Raw genomic sequence first — 13,909 nt, forward strand, 5'->3', positions numbered from 1 at the left:
TCAACCCGCCTACTCCTCCACTCGAATCTCCACCACAGATCCCGCCAAATCCACATCTGCATGATCCAGCTCTACTTTGACCTTGCCGACTCTTCGGGCTTCGCGCCATTGTCGCAGATCCTCGTCATTTTCTAGCTTCAGTTCTGCAATTTCATGGGCACGATCAAACATGTATTTGCTCGTGTACAGACAGGTATAGATGCCCTGTCCACCTAAGGCAATCGGCTTGTCCCGCCGTTCCCAGCGTTCAATCGTGAATTTAACATATAGTTCTTCTTCCGTGCCGGGCCGGGCAGGCCGTTCTGTGATCTCGCCTCTTCGAACGACTTTCCAATCCTGAATTCGGCCGAACCAATGGATGCCCGTGTTTCCTGGCTCCTGAAACTTCCTACGAGACTGGCACATGGCAATATATTCGATTTGGGTGAGAAGCTTGTGATCGACGATATTTTTAAGCGGCATATGATAGAATCGTTCTGACAAAGCCACATCCAGTTGGGAGGGCTCTCGCAACGAACCAACAAGGACATTCTTCCCCTCAAGCTTGTTGAAATAGTATTCTTTCGTCCCACGAGGACGGGTAGACCGCTCATAAGCCTTCTCTGGACTATCCATAATGATTTCATCCAGGAACTTCTCCATCAGGCTTGTGGCATTAGGTAGGAATGGAAATGCTCCCACGTTGACAAGCTCAATACTCTTATAGAATTTATGATCGCGAAACTGCTCTTCATTGTCATAGGGGAACAGAACATATGCCCCAAACATGCTACGTTCCAATTCTTGTTGTCCATCCCCATATACAATGGCATCCCGATACCTGTGCATCGTATTAATATCTGATTCCTCAGGTCCAGGATTCGTGTACATCCTCCGGTATGGAGTCCCCTCATAAGCTGGATTTAAGCGATACTTCGCATCAAAAATATATTTATATTCAATCGAAGAATCGCTTTTTTTCAAGGTCAGAACATTATCCGGCATCTGGCCCACCGTAGGGGTCTGCTCTCCCCTTGGTAGTGAATTATAATAAAGTGTAAATACTTCGCCATTCTGAGGATTCCGATACATGATTTTGGACTTCTGAGTTTTGTCGAGCTTCACAAAAATCCCTGAACGATTCACCTTGACGATGTCTTGTTTGATGAGTTCATATTTACGACTTAGTAAATCGTGAATTTTCAGGAAACACCAGTACTCATACAACTGAGCTAAATCCTTTAATGACAAACGAATGAGATCTCCTTGAACCGAGAGACCCTTCATCAGCATGAGATAGCAACGGTACACCTCTCTGTACCCAGGTGCCATCTGTAGAACAAGGGATACTGACATGTGCGTCATATCGCCGACTGCCAGAAAATCGTATCGTAGCAGCCTTTGTAGCTGAGATTCCATCAGATCTACACTTCTTAATAGTTGAGGATCGGAAGTACGCTCTACGGACTTTAACCGAACACGAAGAGCTTGCAATTTCTTTGCAATCCGTATTAAAACCCACCGAACAAAGCGATTCTCCCCTGTATCGAAGTCCATATACTTCTTAGATTCCAATACATGGGTGGGGTACATATTTTGGCCATTAATATGAATAATTCCGTTCTTGTTATCCTTAACAAACAGCTCCGGATGTCTAGAGAGGTAAGCTAAATTACCCTTCCCAGCATGTCTTGCCTTACCAGAGGTTACTTTCTGATTCACTATATTTGTCTTAATGTGAGGCGCATTCTTAATGCGCTCCACGGCCTGAACAAGATGTTGAAACATATGTTTTAAGATGGCAAAGAACTCTGTCATACTTTGCTGGGTTGTATCCTTTAGCCCAGTCAAATGGTAGGTTTTCCGCAAAAAATCAAAGGACAGATTATAAATTTGTTGATTCACATCGCTCAGTATCGTTTCATAGTCCTTTTTATAATCCATCTTCGTCGGAAAAATTTCTAACTGTAATTGCATGAGCGCCTGTCCATGTAAGCGAAGCTCTAATTCCGTATATCCAACCTCATTCTGGAAGTTCAAAATACCAGATAATATATTTTTCCCAAGAGGCTTTACCGCCTCTCTTAAGTACATATTCTCATGATAAAACTGAATAGCCACATCTTGCTTTTTCTCGACTACAATTTCATAAGCCTGCGTCTCAAAGAAAAGAGGGGCACACGCTTGGCCCTCATCCCATTCCTGCAATCCATTCTTCTCTGGCGAGAAGACCGATATGGAGCTAATCTCTAAATTGGAGGAGAATTTATCTATACGACAGTGGGCATTCACCATGGCACCCTCCTCATCCCGGTGTAACTGTAATGCCTCTACCGTGGGGTGAAACGGTTTGCCCTGAATATATAAGTTAAATAGATTGGTCTCGATCCGTAGTAACTCTACCGTCCCATTACGATAACCAGTATGAAGTGAATCCATCCTCTTCTAACCTCCGTAACATGAACACAATCTTGCGGGCACTTTGCGGATATTTGATCTGCGACTGTGCATTGAGAAATTCTGCCTCATTATATACTGGAGATAAGTCCTCCATTAGTTCGTTGATGGCAAGAGGTCGATCTAAACACACCTTCAACAATTCCAAGAGAACTCGTCTAACCGCAGAGCTACTCCCTTGGATTCGAGGTAATATTTTCTGAAGTAATTGAAGGTCGAACGCCTCATCAGCCGACATTAAGTTGTCACGGCGATTGTATATCATATAGAAGCTTACGGAGTCACGAACTCGAAACCCTACATGGGCGTGTATGCCTTCTAAAATTTCATTCAATTGAGCTAGACTTTGTGTCGTTTCTGAAATGAGCTCCCTGTTCTCATCCAATGCGTCGACAAGCTGAAGAAAATCACTTCGTAAAAAGGAATTCGGAGCAACGGCTTCTGTTATCGTCTCTCCCACCACTTCATCTGGGAGCTGCAATAAATTGATATAGTTAAATTCAATGGTATTGGCTCGGTCGAGAACTTTTTTACTAAAAGGATGGGTGGTCTCGTCCATATTGACTGTACCCATGAAATACACGTTATCAGGAATCGATAGGTCCCCGTACTTCTGCTGATCCTCCTCAGAAGATAGGGAAGCAGCTGAAATTAATGGAGCCGTCGCAATTTCACCATCTCGCCATTCCTGGGTTTCCAATACACTGAGAAGATCGCTAAAATAATGCTCTACCCTGGCTAAATTCATTTCATCTAAGCAAATAAAGTAGGGTTTAGAGCGATTTTCCGGCTTAGAGGCTTCATATAGCACTTCCGTTAATCGTCCAGGACGAAAGGTTCCTGATAAATCCTTATATCCTAATAAGTCTGAGGGATCGCTCCAGTCAGGTCTAACCGGGATAAGCGCGAACTGTCCATTCTGCACGGTTGCCCCCATCGCTTCAGCAAACAACTTAACTAGTTTTGTCTTTCCAGTGCCTGATATCCCTGCTAGAATGACAAACGGCTTTGTTTTGATGGAAAGATAGAAATTCTCTATTAATCCATCTGGATATGAGAATCCTCTATTCTGAATAAATGAGCGTATCTGTGACAACCGCTGTGTTACGGACAGTGTCTCCACTTCTTCCGACTCCTCATCCTCGATTTGATCCTCTTCTTCTTCATTCGCCGCTGTCTGCAATTGACTTTGTACATAGATCTGATAATCCTCCATCATCCGTTGCAAATCAGCTACAAGCTGTTCGTTTTGGGGAAGGTTATTGCTGTCATATCGGACGTAGGCAACGGTAGATACCTGGTAATCACGTCCTAACCCGCTTGTGGTTAACTCAATTCGGTCGTCCTTTGTAAAGCCAACCAAAGGCAACTGTTTTCTTATTTGGTCGACTTTATTTTCAAGGTATGTGTAACCTGCCCTTCTCCCACGATCCCGAATAGGTTTCGTCACCCCTTGGTTAAAGGTTAAATAGACAGAGCTCATATCTTCGGCAAAAAGATAAACTAAATATTCGCCATATTGAGTTGATCCCGTAAGACGTGTATCCATCAATGCAATCCAGGGAACGGTAGCCCAATTTCCTTGACCCACAGAACCTTGAACCCGAATATGATCTGAGATGAACGGGTATTGCCTTATTCCTTCGGGAATCGTTCTTCGAAACGCTGTCCCCAGAGGATGATTCGCAAACGGTTCCTGCTTAGCCGTTCTATATGTAAGTAATATATGGCTCAGGTGCTCCTTTAGAGAGAAAGAGCTCGACTGAAGCTCCGTATAATAGGACTCTAATTCCCGGTTGGCATATCTTTCGAGTTCAGTCAGAACTTCTTCCCCTCCGTCCCATATCGCATAGGTGAATGTTAGCTCATTCCTGTCGTTTTTAGCTAGAATACTTCTAAGCGCCTCGACCGGGGTATCTAATATCGCTTTCACTTGCGTAGCACTCACCTCTGACCAACGAGAAGCCATGCTATTCGGTGGAATATCCACGACTAGATTATTTACTTCCCGATCTCTGCAGTAGCTTAAAAACCGTTCCGCAATGGAATCTAACGATATAAACCTTTGCTGGGTTTCGCGCCAAATGCCAATCATAGAGAGTACGAGTACCATCTTGTAAGATTTTTGCTTCACACGAAAAATAGATGCTAATTCAGTCGGTAATGACATTTCTGTTCCTCCAGGTGAAAGTTGAGTTTAATAAATATATCTTGTAACATAGCGTTTATTTATCAAGTTATATATATTATAGTCCAAAACCTGGAGTGAAGGAGATAACCCTTAGCATAGAGGTATTCGGAATGGTTCAGATATTTTTATAATGGGGAGCGAATCAAATGAAAAATAATAGTTTTCTACTTAAAACTTATATGATCGTTATTCTGTCTCTTGTCCTCGTCAGTTGTACCAATCCTAAGCAAGTGATAAATATCGACATTACAGCATTTATGTATGGGGACGAGATAAATCAAACGGTAGAGGTATCCATGAATGGCGAGTATAACACCAAAGAACACAGTTTCATCGGCTCTCTAGTCATTGGAGATGTAATTAAGCTTGAACATGTAACCTTTTCTCCTGGATCAGGATTAATCAGCTACCACGAATCAACAAGATCTTATCTTGGCCAGATCTTTTTTGATTATCAAAGCCTGCATTTCTCTATAGAAATTACAGACCAGGATCTTTATCAGCAACTAACCGAATCCAATCATGATAGGGATAAAAAGATCACTATCACTTCACCTGCTAATAATATTGAGGAAGCAAAGCGAATGAATGCGGAGCTCAAAGACAAGAAGCTTCCTTTTGAGAAATAACAGGAACATCAATAATAAGCATCCTGGTTCCTACCATACCCGTAATACTCGGGCAGGAGATTCTTCCCTTCCTCCACACTTTTATTCACGATATCTATCAGTTGCTCCATAGTTCCACCAATCTGTTCGGTGGGTATGCTTTCGCCAAATCTCCCCTTCATTATGGCGTTGATTTCCTCGAACTCTTTGGTATGCAAACACATCAATACATTGGTTATTCCATAATACCTTGGCAATAAATCATAACCTTCAGCAATGCTTTCCTTCATTTTATATCTTAAACCGCCTAAAGCTTCGTTTTCCGGGATACTGTATTTATCGATAACACCATAGTATTTCCTATATTCCGCCACAATCTCTTTGTACTCCTTCGAATCCAAAACATCCCGCACTAATTGGTCATCTTGCATTCTAATTTCTGCTGTATCCAATGAATCTCTTTTCATTCCAAGTTTTTGATTTGCCTCAATAAGCCCATTAACTTTAAGGAAATAAAACTCAATTTGCTTTTCCTTCGACCTCAGGAGTTGTTCCATATCTTGACGTTCTTTGGCTACCTGTTGCAATCGTTCCCGATGATCAATTTGCATATAAATGATATAAGCGACTAGAAATAGAATTAAGGTTACTCCAGCATATATCGTCCTCTTATTTTGCATAAGCATTCTCCAATGTTTTACGCTGCTTGTAGTACATCAAGCTTTTAGTACATCAATAGTTTATCCATTCCTCCCATACCCGTAATACTCAGGCAAGAGATTCTTCCCTTCCTTCACACTTTTATGTACAATATCATTCAATTCTTCGAAAGTTCCGTAAATTACTTCAGTGGGGATAACATCGCCAAAGTGTTCCTTAAATAATTTGTTCAATTCTTTAAACTCCTTTGTATCCATCCACATCAATGCATTGGTTATTCCATAGTATTTAGGTAATAAATCATACCCTGCCGCGATACTTTCCTTCACTTTATATCTTAGACCACCTAATGTTTCATTTTCCGGAATGAAAACTTTATCCAAAATCCCATAATGCTCTTCATATTTCGCCATAATTTCTTTATACTCTCTCGAGTCTAAAACTTCCGACACCAATTGGTCATCTAACTCCATAATTTCTCCTCCATCGAATGAATCTATTTTCATTTCAAGTTTTTGATTTGTCGAAATAAGTTCGTTAGCTTTTTTAAAGTAAAACTCAATTTGCTTCTCCTTCGACCTCAGAAGCTGCTCCGTTTTTTGGCGTTCTTGGGCTTCCTGCTGTGTATGTACTTGATAATTAAATTGCATATAAATAATATAAGCAATCAGAATTAGAATTAGGGTTAGGGATATTCCACCATATATACGCCTTTTATTTTGCATAAGCTTCCTCCAACAATTCCTCGAATCGCTTATAGGCTGTAGGAAAATACTTTCTTAAGTTAGCTCTCCTTACAGAGTTGAATTGCGCCTCGTAACAGTGAGCAAATGCTTCTACAAATACCTTGTCTTTATCAGCCGACCAGTACTCCACGGGGTGCGCCCAATTTCCAACGATTCGTTGTGTCTCTTTACCTACCTTCACTATACTCAACCCACTATATAAATCTGAAACTGCCGACAATTCATGAGGAGTGAGTTCATCACTAATATTCTCATAAAGCTTCTTAAAATCAATCCAAGTTTCCTTGGTTCCATTCCAATAATCAGGATTCATAATGTCTTCCAATTTGTATCTCATATGTCCTAAAACCGGTACGAGTTCACGCTTCAGTTCCCTTAAAAACATGGCATTCGCTCGAGATTCCACGGCGCTTCGGAAATCATTCATAATACATTTTCGAAAGATCGCATCAATGGAAAGATCACCTGCTACATCATCAAGATAATGTCCATACTCATGGAAAAAAACAACGCCAGTTCCCTTCCTAGTATAATCTTTTGCAATGTTTAAAAATACGGTGTCCTTGGAATCCCTATAAAATGATCCATCCTCATTTGTTAGCTCTAAGAGAGAGTTATTTTTGACGTATTTTAAAAATAGTTCCTGTGCAATTGGTGTTCCGCTCATAAATCTGTTAATTACTGCATCACGATAGTCTTTATGCTCGTCTATGCCTGGTAGGGTGTCTAACTTCTTTGCAAATAAAGCCAGTAGAATATCCTTTCTGGTTGGCGCTGATCCGCCGTCTATTGATTTCTTCTCCCAATTCATCACGAGATTATGGGTGGTCGGAAGTTTTGGGGTATTTTTCACCGCAGTATCGCTTTCTTCTTGCTGCCCGAAATTAATTTTTCTAAGCTGATCTTTCTTCTGAGACAAGGACAGTTTAAACATTCCTACACTATCTTTATTGTCATAGCCCTCTTCATAATCCAAAACATAAGCATTGGTGAAATTGATTTCCCGTATGACTTGCTCGTCTTTCTCATATGTAATATAAACGTTGCGATAATAATCTGTACCAGGTTCGTAAGGAAGATGGGCCCATTTACTGAGCTCCAAAATCTCCTGCCCCGTTCCTGATTCTTTCATTGGCATTACCTTGCCTGAAATGAGAAGAGTATATCCCGGATCATAAGTCCTTGCTGATGGAACTGTGCTTGTATGGTGCAGATATTCAATGCATGTCAATAATTCATCATCCAGTTCAATGGAGCACCCTTCGTTATCCAGGCCTACAATTTTTAATGCTATTCCCATTAACAGCCTCCTGACAGGGTTAATCACCCTTGTATTCCTTTATTATGTAAATCGGTAAATTCCATCATATTTATTAATTCAAACATTTACCCAGCAAATGCTTATGGCTCGCTCCGCTGCTCTTTGCCCCATAACAGCAAAAAAACCGCTCAAAGAGCGGCTTATATCGAAACCCTAGTTAACGTATCATCACCTTCAAACTAAGCTTCTTTTTGCATGAAGACGGGACCACCTTAACGAATACTAACATCCCCCAAACCTCACCTTCTCACAAACAGCCGAAAGACATTCAATACTACAGAAAACAACCCGCCACCCAGTGCAAAAAGTAAAGTTAAACGGAAGCCGGCCATGGGATTAGATGTAGGATTGATCAATAGAAACAGTCCGCCAAGAATGAATCCTCCGAGACAATACAGCAAGAGATGTGCGAGTTTCCCATACTTCTTAATTCTCATATCGATAAATATGGATATAGGAACAGCAATAAATAAATATATGGCGAACAAAAGGACAAACCCGTTTAATAACTTACTTGTAAAGCTGTAAGATAAGACATTGTCCTCATTCGTATGGCTAATCATAGTGAACACAAGAGATAGAATGAATGAAGAAATGATGGATGATATGATCCTAATCAAAACACATTCCCTCCTAATGTGGAGCTATTTGCGACAAACGCCTGTTAATATCGGCAATAACCTCTCCATATTGATCACAATTCTTTTCAAAGACTTGACCTCCTGCAGTAGATATGTTTCTTCAATTATAGTTGTTTTAGATCGAAATACCGAACATTTTGAAAGTTTAGTGCAGAGGATAATGAATTTTATCACCGGGCATATCTGATAGTATTCAGTTGTAAGCGTAAGCAACAGATGAAAGGGGAGGTCATTATTGATTAGCAAGAGTAAAGTGGTACTAAGCGTGATGTTGGCAATTGGATTACTCGCAGGATGTGGAAGCAAAGGGGATCATGCACAGCCACAGGCGGGATCGTCAGTAGCACCCAAAGAAGAGAAGGTGTCTATCACGTTCTGGAGGAACTCGGGCAATGACGCCGAGAATTCAGCCTATGACAAACTGGTGGCCTCGTTTAATGAAGCGCATCCCAATATCAAGGTTGAGATGAGTCCGATTCCGTTTGCTGATTACGATACCAAGGTGAGAACAGCCATTGCTTCGGGCAACCCGCCTGATATTATGGCTATCGATGGCCCGAATATGGCTTCTTACGCCCAGGCTGGTGCATTGCAGCCGCTGACCGCATATTTCAAGAAGGACGGTAACCTGGAGGATATTCCGGAATCGACCATTGCCACGTACACCTATAATAATGAAATTTACATGGCTCCGCTCACCGAATCCTCCATTGCTCTTTTCTATAATAAAAAAATGTTTGAAGCGAAGGGAATTCCTCTCCCTTCCAAGAACCCGGAAGAGCCTTGGACTTGGGATCAGGTGCTGGATGCAGCCAAAAAGCTAAACGACCCGGCCAAAGGCGTGTACGGCATTGATCCGGCGCAAGGCTTCGGTAATGCAGGCGGAACAGCATACTTTAAATATCCGATTATTTGGCAGTTTGGAGGGGAGATTATGAGCCCGGACGGAACAACCTCCAAAGGCTATCTGGATAAACCGGAGACCAAAAAAGCGCTGCAATTCTTCTCCGACCTGTATAATGAACATAAAGTGTCTTCCCTGGAATACCCGCCAGATGCGTTCCCGAACGGCCAGCTGGCGATAACGGTTGACGGTTCCTGGTCACTAGGCAATTTAGCTGATAAATTCCCGAACTTCAAATTGGGTGAAGATTATGACATCGCGCCGCTTCCGAAAGAGACCCAGCAGGCAGTCGCCAATGGAAGCTGGTCGCTGGCTATTTCGTCGAAGAGTAAAAATGCCGATGCTGCTTGGCAGTTTGTGAACTGGGTGACCGGTGCTGAAGGAGCAAAAACCTACACCTCCATCACAAAAGATATTCCGGCCCGCTATTCTGTAGCTAATGAGGTCCCTGAGCTCAATGAATATCCTATGAATATCTTTGTTGTACAGAACCAGAAATTCGGCAGACCTCGTCCGATTACGCCGATCTTTCCGCAAATGTCCGAAGCGGTAAACAAGATGATTGAAGAAGTGACGATTGGCGGACGCAACTTGGATACAGCCGTTGCCGAAGCCATCAATAAAATAGACAGGGCGTATGACAGTCTCCCGAAAAAATAATAGTATCTCCAATCATTGCAGAAACGGCAGCCGCCCTTTAAAAAAAGGGCGGCAATGCTGTTTCTTCTTTCAGCTTCAAGAAGCTTCAAGATTTAACTCCCTCGTTGTGGGGTTGGTTTGAATTTTTGATCCATAATGATACAAGGGGCGCGGTTGTCATGTTCTACTCGTTACGCAGCAGATTGATGTTGGCCTTTTCAATCCTGCTGATCCTTCCGATTACGTCAGTTGTCTTTATCCTCAGCAAGGAATCGGCGGAGCAGATCCGAAAATCTACCCAGACCTCCACTCTGCAAACCATTGACCAATTTGCCACCCATGTCAGCACGCTGCTGACGCAAATTGAAGATATGGGCAACCAGGTGCTGAGCAGCGGCATCACACAGGAATGGATAACCGCTACACTGAACGATGAGAGCACCAGGGCTGAACAGTTTATGGCCAAAAAAAAGCTGCGTGAGCTGCTATCCTCCTATGCGCTCAATAATTCGAATGTGATTTCCATATCCACCTTTGCGAAGGGAGAAGGCGGGTTATGGACACAGGACCAAAGTTATTTGAAGAGCAGCTGGTACGAACAATATAAGGAGCAGGACGTGCGCTGGACGCAGGCTCACCAAGACAGGGATCAGGCCGACGACAGCATGCGTTCGCGCGAGATCAACAGCCTTGTGCTTCCCTTGGTGCAGCTCCAGTCCCTACAGGATGTCGGAGTGATCAAAATCAACTATCCTACGGAGCTGCTGCGCCAGGATATGGATAAAATCAGCATCGGCAAAAGCGGCAAAGCCTTTTTACTGACATCTGAAGGCCACAGTGTACTTCATCAGGATCTGACAGGAGCTCAGCAGGTGCTTAGCGATGGACTTGCTTATTTGCAGAAACACAGTGGAGAACAGAACAGTGGTATTTTTTCGCTTCGCCAGGGTGAGACCGACTATCTGCTCTTTTACCGCAAGCTGCCTGCCCAGAATTGGTTGATTATCGGCGAGGTGCCGGAGGCGGAGCTGTATGCCACCATCACGAAGCTCAAAGAAACGCTGCTCCTTGCCAGCTTTGTTCTACTGATCCTTGTGATCATTGTCGCGCTGCGGCTCTCCACCAATATAACGAAGCCACTAAGTGCCATGGCCCGGGCCATGCGGCATGTCAGAAACGGGCAGTTCGAGCTGGGACTGAAAGATATGCCGAAGGCTAGATCCCGGCAGAGTGAAGTAGACTATGTGGCTGGTGTATTCGAGGAGATGACCCATCGGCTGAAGTATCTGATCGAAACGGAATTCGAGACCAATCTACGCCGGAAAAATGCCGAATACAAAGCGCTCCTACTGCAGATCAATCCGCATTTTTACAACAATACACTGGAGATCATCAGCGGTCTGGCGGCGATGAAACGAGAGGATCTGGTCATAGATGCCACGGAAGCGCTGGGCAAAATGATGCGCTATTCGCTGAGTCTCGATACGGATCTGGTGCAGGTCAGCGAGGAACTCGGTTATATTCGTGACTACCTGTTCCTCCTAAAGTTGCGGCATGAGGAGCATCTGATGGTGGCGATCCAGCAGGATTCCGCCGCGGATCACCTGTTGATCGCCAAGTTTATTCTGCAGCCGCTGGTAGAGAATGCCGTGAAGTACAGCCTGGAAAAAGGGGGAATCGCCGAGGTTACGATCACCTCCAGGGTGTGCGGAGCGCGCCTGCACTTGCAGATACAGGATAACGGTTCAGGAATGACTCCGGAACTGATCGCCAGTATTCTTGCCGATACGGAGTCGAGGGACAGCGTGGGAATCTTATATCATAAAGGGGACAGCATCGGCTTGCGCAATGTGCTATCCCGCTGCCGCCTGTATTACGGTGAGCAGTTCGAAGCCGTGCTTGATTCGAAGCTGCACACAGGAACAACCATTACACTGAAGTTGCCACTGATAGAGGGGTGAATATCATGTATGAGATTATGCTGGTGGATGATGAGAGGGGGATTCGCAACAGTATCAAAGCCAAAATCGATTGGGAAGCCGCCGGCTTTCGGATTGTCTCAGAGGCCTCCAGCGGCAATGAAGCGCTGCAGCTGCTGGAGCAGGGACCGCTACCGCAGCTGGTCATCTCCGATATCCGCATGCCGCAGATGGACGGCATTGAATTTATCCGCATCTGCAAAAAAAAGTATCCGCTGCTGAGGACGGTTGTGCTGTCGGGATACTCTGACTTTGATTATCTAAAATCGGCCATACAGCTTGGAGTGAAGGATTATTTGTTGAAGCCGGTAGCCCGCGCAGAACTGAAAGAGCTGCTTGGCAAACTGGGTGAAGAATTTGAACAGGAGCAAAAAAGCCTGCAGATCTCACAACAGGATCTGCTATGGAAAAATGAGCAGCTGCGGCTGATGCAGGAGAATTTTTTGCTGCAAATGGTTAAAGACGAGTGGTACAGCCTGGCAGCTATCCAAGAACGGCTGCAGCAGCTGCAACTGACCCCGCTGACGGCGGATGATCTGAAGCTGCAGTTTGTCGCTGCGGAGATGAGAGTGCCGCCGGGGCGGATGGCGGACCTGCAGGGCCGCCGGGATTTGCTCAATTTGGCTTTTCAAATGCTATGCCGGGAGACGGCTGCTAAGCGGAAAGAAATCTATCCGTTCTGCGATGTCGCCAATTCTGCGATGATGTATTTTCTGGTTATTATGAAATCGGGGCCGGAGCATGCCGATCGAACGGAACGGTTCGTTGAAGAACTGAAACGAAATATCGCCAGTTACCTGAAGCTGGAATGTGTGACGGGGATTGGCGAGGAAGTGACGGGACTCAAGCGTCTGAAGAACGGTTATGCTTCCTGCATGCTGTCCTGGAGTCAAAGCACGGTGTATAAAGATGGAGAGGGTGAACGGAACCGGGTGATGGAGCTTACGCAGGCTTTTACCCCGGAGGTGGAGCGGAAGCTGGTGCAGGCGATTGAAAATTTGGACATGAGCACCTTCCGCCAGCAGCTTGACACCATTTTCAGCAGCGAAAGAGATACGCCGATGTTTGCTTTTACCTTTCTGGCCCTGCGGATCCTGCTGATGTTCAGCTCCATCGCTAAGAAGTTTGAGCTCGGCGGCTCCGCACTGCAGAAGTATTTGTGGAACTGTCAGATGACCATTGCCGATTACCAGTCACGTGAAGGCGTGCTGGGGCAAATAGATGAGCTGGCGCAGCTTGTCATGGACGAAGTGAAGAAGCTCCGCTTCTCCAGTGGACAGCATATGGTCGAGGCGGTCAGAAAATACGTGGAGGAGAATTTCTCTTACGAGTTGACGCTCTCTTCACTCGCCGAAATGTTTCATCTGAATGAGACCTATTTATCTGGTCTGTTCAAGCAGCATGTGGGCATTACGTTTAGCGACTATGTCACCAAGCTGAGAATGGCCAAGGCGGAGCAGCTTTTGCAAGAGAACGAACTGAAGCTGACCGATATCGCCATGCTTGTCGGCTATTCCAGTTCCAGCTATTTCAGCACCTCTTTCAAGAAAAACATGGGCAAAAGCCCCAAGGAATACCGTGAATGGTATTTGAAGAATCACACCTACGGGTAACTGAACTGCGCAATGCCACATTGGACGGAACTCTGATGTGGCAATTTTGTGTTTCACGCCAAAGTGCCCGTTCCCTTCCCCCACTCCCTGAAAACATCACAACTCCCTAACTGATCATATTGAAATGATTTCTCCGATAGTTTAGCTACAATAGTCTAAAACAAACAAGGA

10 protein-coding genes are annotated in these 13,909 nt (G+C 44.3%); 4 read left to right on the forward strand and 6 right to left on the reverse strand.

The annotated features are described in order from the left end of the window. Window positions 1-9: 9 nt before the first annotated feature. Window positions 10-2,418, reverse strand: a complete 2,409-nt coding sequence (locus EIM92_RS03250) for a restriction endonuclease-like protein (RefSeq protein ID WP_125081461.1) — start codon at window positions 2,416-2,418, stop codon at window positions 10-12. Further along, a complete protein-coding gene (locus EIM92_RS03255) occupies window positions 2,390-4,606 on the reverse strand; it encodes an MrcB family domain-containing protein (RefSeq protein ID WP_125081462.1) in 2,217 nt (738 codons plus the stop codon). Before EIM92_RS03255 ends, EIM92_RS03250 begins: the two co-directional genes overlap by 29 nt. A 167-nt stretch (window positions 4,607-4,773) precedes the next feature. Here EIM92_RS03255 and EIM92_RS03260 point away from each other — a divergent pair, with 167 nt between their 5' ends. Beyond that, window positions 4,774-5,256, forward strand: coding sequence for a hypothetical protein (locus EIM92_RS03260; RefSeq protein ID WP_125081463.1), 483 nt, complete (start codon window positions 4,774-4,776; stop codon window positions 5,254-5,256). Between the two features lie 8 nt (window positions 5,257-5,264). Here the strand turns inward: EIM92_RS03260 and EIM92_RS03265 are convergent, their stop codons facing one another. From EIM92_RS03265 to EIM92_RS03280, 4 genes are all read right to left on the reverse strand, one after another. Continuing rightward, window positions 5,265-5,792, reverse strand: coding sequence for a hypothetical protein (locus tag EIM92_RS03265; RefSeq protein WP_155612370.1), 528 nt, complete (start codon window positions 5,790-5,792; stop codon window positions 5,265-5,267). A gap of 183 nt (window positions 5,793-5,975) precedes the next feature. Continuing rightward, entirely contained in the window at window positions 5,976-6,620 is a 645-nt protein-coding gene (locus tag EIM92_RS03270) for a hypothetical protein (RefSeq protein ID WP_125081465.1), read from the reverse strand. Then, entirely contained in the window at window positions 6,610-7,941 is a 1,332-nt protein-coding gene (locus tag EIM92_RS03275) for a hypothetical protein (RefSeq protein ID WP_125081466.1), read from the reverse strand. The genes EIM92_RS03270 and EIM92_RS03275 overlap by 11 nt, the downstream gene beginning before the upstream one ends. A 260-nt stretch (window positions 7,942-8,201) precedes the next feature. Next, window positions 8,202-8,582 (reverse strand): hypothetical protein, encoded by a 381-nt coding sequence (locus tag EIM92_RS03280; RefSeq protein ID WP_125081467.1) that lies wholly within the window; start codon window positions 8,580-8,582, stop codon window positions 8,202-8,204. A gap of 256 nt (window positions 8,583-8,838) precedes the next feature. On the opposite strand from EIM92_RS03280, the gene EIM92_RS03285 reads away from it, so the two are divergent. From EIM92_RS03285 to EIM92_RS03295, 3 genes are all read left to right on the forward strand, one after another. After that, window positions 8,839-10,167 (forward strand): ABC transporter substrate-binding protein, encoded by a 1,329-nt coding sequence (locus EIM92_RS03285; RefSeq protein WP_125081468.1) that lies wholly within the window; start codon window positions 8,839-8,841, stop codon window positions 10,165-10,167. 158 nt (window positions 10,168-10,325) lie between these two features. Next, window positions 10,326-12,107: a cache domain-containing sensor histidine kinase gene (locus tag EIM92_RS03290; RefSeq protein WP_125081469.1), complete on the forward strand. Its 1,782-nt coding sequence runs from the start codon at window positions 10,326-10,328 to the stop codon at window positions 12,105-12,107. Between the two features lie 5 nt (window positions 12,108-12,112). Next, window positions 12,113-13,738 (forward strand): response regulator transcription factor, encoded by a 1,626-nt coding sequence (locus tag EIM92_RS03295; protein WP_125081470.1) that lies wholly within the window; start codon window positions 12,113-12,115, stop codon window positions 13,736-13,738. Window positions 13,739-13,909: the final 171 nt, after the last annotated feature.

The sequence above is a fragment of the Paenibacillus lentus genome (assembly GCF_003931855.1).
Classification (GTDB): domain Bacteria; phylum Bacillota; class Bacilli; order Paenibacillales; family Paenibacillaceae; genus Fontibacillus; species Fontibacillus lentus.